Source organism: Acetobacterium sp. K1/6 (genome assembly GCF_034438075.1).
Classification (GTDB): Bacteria; Bacillota; Clostridia; order Eubacteriales; family Eubacteriaceae; genus Acetobacterium; species Acetobacterium carbinolicum.
In genome coordinates this window covers 1-3,098 of sequence record NZ_JAXQGA010000054.1, presented here as the reverse complement: position 1 = coordinate 3,098, position 3,098 = coordinate 1, and the positions used below count along the sequence as shown (strand labels likewise).

Sequence of the window (3,098 nt, the reverse complement as noted above, 5' to 3'; positions counted from 1 at the left end):
GTGAACCAATGGTATCATCTCAAGTACTGCCAGTATCATTAGCGTGTACTGGCGGTACTCTTAGCGTGAAATAATCAACAGCATTATGGCTGGTATATCATTCAGGAGTATTTTAAACTGGGTATAGACGAAGGTCAGTTTTACGAATTTAATATCTTGCCGGATGAATGCACACCTGAACTATATGATAGTGTCAGGAGAATTTCGGAATCAATAAGGAGGGAAAGTTCGTGTGATGAAGCTGGATCACTGAGAGACGATCTAAGTAGGGCAATAGAAAATTCGGTAAGAGAACAGTTAGGTTTTAAAAAGATCGGTGATGCCTGGGTGAGTGAAACGATGCTTTATCAAATCGTCAAATCGCTGTTTCCTCACGAGAAAGTGATTCGTCATCATAGACCGGATTGGCTTGAGGGATTGGAACTTGATATATTTTTGCCTGACATAAAACTAGGATTGGAATATCAGGGCATTCAGCACTTTAAAGCTATTAATCATTGGGGTGGTATGAAGCAATTAAAAGTGCAGCAAGAACATGATGACCGAAAGATGAGACTATGTGACGAAGCAGGTATCAGACTGATATGTGTAAATTATGACGAACCACTTACTGAGGAACATATTAGACATAAGCTAACATAGAAGGGTTAACAATAGTTTATGAGTGATATTAAACTAGATATTTCAATTCCACCAAATGATGGTCTAGTAGTCTCAAAAAAAATAGACTATGATCTCACTTGTAAGACTAATTTTATTGAACAACTCAGATCAAATTTATAGGAAAAAAACGAATCATTTGCATCAAACCCATTATTGCTAAATATTATGTTGTTAACCTTCGATAGCTATGCACAAATACCTGATAAATTATACATTTTCTATTCAAATGCTTTTGAGACTATGTTTTTTAAACACGATGCTACAAAAAGCGGTTTCAAGCGACAACTAAAATCCGATTTATCCTTTGATGATTTTAAAAACGTCTTTTCGATATTTTGTTTCCATACTTATATGAAATAACAATACCAGTTTTCATATTCGGAACTCAGTTCTCTTTTAGATTGTTTTTTGCAAGAACTTTTTGCAAAAAACAGGATTGAATCCGCCAGGGCGCCGCTGCCCAGGCGTTCATGCCAACCTTCGGCAGTAAATTGAGAACAGAAAATTGTGGACGTCTGGCCACAACGGATTTCCATCAGCTCCAGCAGATCACGCTGTTGTGTATCTGTAGTGGGAACAAGCAGAAACTCATCCAGGATCATCAGGGAACATTTTCTGAATTGATTAAGCAGATGATGATATTTGCCTTGAATCCGCGCGGCTTCGAATGCACAAAAGAGATCCGGTAAGCGGATATAGCGTGCTTTATAACCGGATTGGCAGGCATTTACCCCCAGTGCATTGGAAATATAGGTTTTACCGCAACCGGTGGCGCCAACTAGAATGACGTTTTGCCCCTGGCAAATGTATTCGTTGCTGGCCAGACTTTCCAGCAGTTCCCGATTCAAATGTCGATCCGGCAGATATTCGATATTTCCCAGAAAAGCAGCTGAATTATTAAATTTAGCCTCCTTGATGAGTCGTTTGATAGTGTTGTTGTGTCGGGAATCATACTCCGCATCGACCATCAGAGCCAGACGTTCCTGAAATGACATCGAAAGATAGGTCATTTCATCTTCAAGCTGATTCTGGTAGGATTGGGCAAAAAAGGGCAAACGCATGGTTTTTAGCTTTTTCAAGGTATCATTTGTTGGGTGATTTTTATTTCCCATGGCTGTTTTTATTTTTGCGAAAAATTGTTGACACTACCATTTTGTTATTAGTTTAATATTTCATATTCCTCGTATTTTTTATCAAACATTAGTTTGTCTTCGCTTGGTTTATAGTCTTTCCACATATCCAAATCGATTAGCTCTTCTGGAGTCATAGTTAGAATTTTGTTCTTTGTATAACCTTTTGGCGGATTAGATAAAAATTTTTCGCGAAGTTGTTCATCTGCATTCTTTTGTATATAGTAATTTTCATAATAATTTTCAAGATCACTTGTAATTTTATCAAGATTAAACATATACTTATTACCATAGCCATCTTGCTCAAAGTGTTTTGAAATGACAGTCTTGATAGCCTCGAAAAGATCATGCTGTACTTCATATTGTTTTTTAAAATCCATTTCTTCGAATTGTGCGTAAGATATATCAAAGAGAGAGAAGAGCTTTTTCAAAAAGACAGTAATAGATTCCTTTAGCAAATCATCTTGCTCTTTTCGAAAGTATGGGTATTCAGCAGGATGAAGATTATAAAAAAAATTTTCTCCTAGAGTTTTGTTTTTCAGAGTTTCTATCATTTCTCTTCGTTCTCTGTGAAGCTGACCAGACAAAAACTTTGGATCAATATCCAAATATTTTGCTATCTGTTCCAAAAATTTAGGTGTCATTTTTCCTTCGTTGAGAGAGCGCCTAATTGTACGCTCAGTACAATCTATTTCGTGAACTTCCCCCAGTTTTCTAATGCTACTTTTCTTATACTTAAGTACATCTCTAAATATTTTTTTATCGATTATTTTTTTATATATCTTATTCTTAGGCATACAATACTCCTTTATGCGGACAATATAACTAATTTATCAGCTATTATGCGGTCATTATTTATGCTATTATGATATCATATTAAATAAACATTACAAGTGATAATTTATGAAAGGAGTCCGCACCATGAACAACGCAGACTATACGAGAAAATTACTTTTAGAGAATGAGATTATTATTATTGATACATCAGCGGTTATGGATTTTGAACAATTACATCAATTAGTTAATAGAATTGAATTTTTACTTTTGGAATTTAGTAAAAAAATAGTGGTGCCCAAGGCTGTATGGATTGAGTTGATGAGACATATTAATTCTAAAAAACAAGATAAACAAGAGAAGGCGCTTCGGGCAGTAGATATCATATGTATGCATCCTGATATCTTTGAAATAAAAAGCGAATATATTGATCATAAAGAGATGTTAAAAACATTCGTAAGCGATTCAAAAGATGGCGTAGTGCAAAATAGGTCGAATTATTGTAGACTAACCTAAAAGAACTTACAGGAG

4 protein-coding genes are annotated in these 3,098 nt (G+C 35.4%); 2 read left to right on the top strand and 2 right to left on the bottom strand.

Annotated elements, in window-relative coordinates:
* Positions 1-327 precede the first annotated feature (327 nt).
* Positions 328-642 carry a hypothetical protein gene (locus U2P91_RS17745; RefSeq protein WP_162624577.1) on the top strand — a complete coding sequence of 105 codons (315 nt, stop codon included), beginning with the start codon at positions 328-330 and terminating at the stop codon, positions 640-642.
* 368 nt (positions 643-1,010) lie between these two features.
* Here U2P91_RS17745 and U2P91_RS17740 read toward each other — a convergent pair whose 3' ends face one another.
* Positions 1,011-1,775 carry an ATP-binding protein gene (locus U2P91_RS17740; RefSeq protein WP_111889621.1) on the bottom strand — a complete coding sequence of 255 codons (765 nt, stop codon included), beginning with the start codon at positions 1,773-1,775 and terminating at the stop codon, positions 1,011-1,013.
* 47 nt (positions 1,776-1,822) lie between these two features.
* Entirely contained in the window at positions 1,823-2,590 is a 768-nt protein-coding gene (locus U2P91_RS17735) for a hypothetical protein (RefSeq protein ID WP_111889622.1), read from the bottom strand.
* A 124-nt stretch (positions 2,591-2,714) separates the two neighbouring features.
* Between U2P91_RS17735 and U2P91_RS17730 the strand changes: the two genes are divergently transcribed.
* Positions 2,715-3,083, top strand: a complete 369-nt coding sequence (locus U2P91_RS17730; RefSeq protein WP_111889623.1) for a PIN domain-containing protein — start codon at positions 2,715-2,717, stop codon at positions 3,081-3,083.
* Positions 3,084-3,098 lie beyond the last annotated feature (15 nt).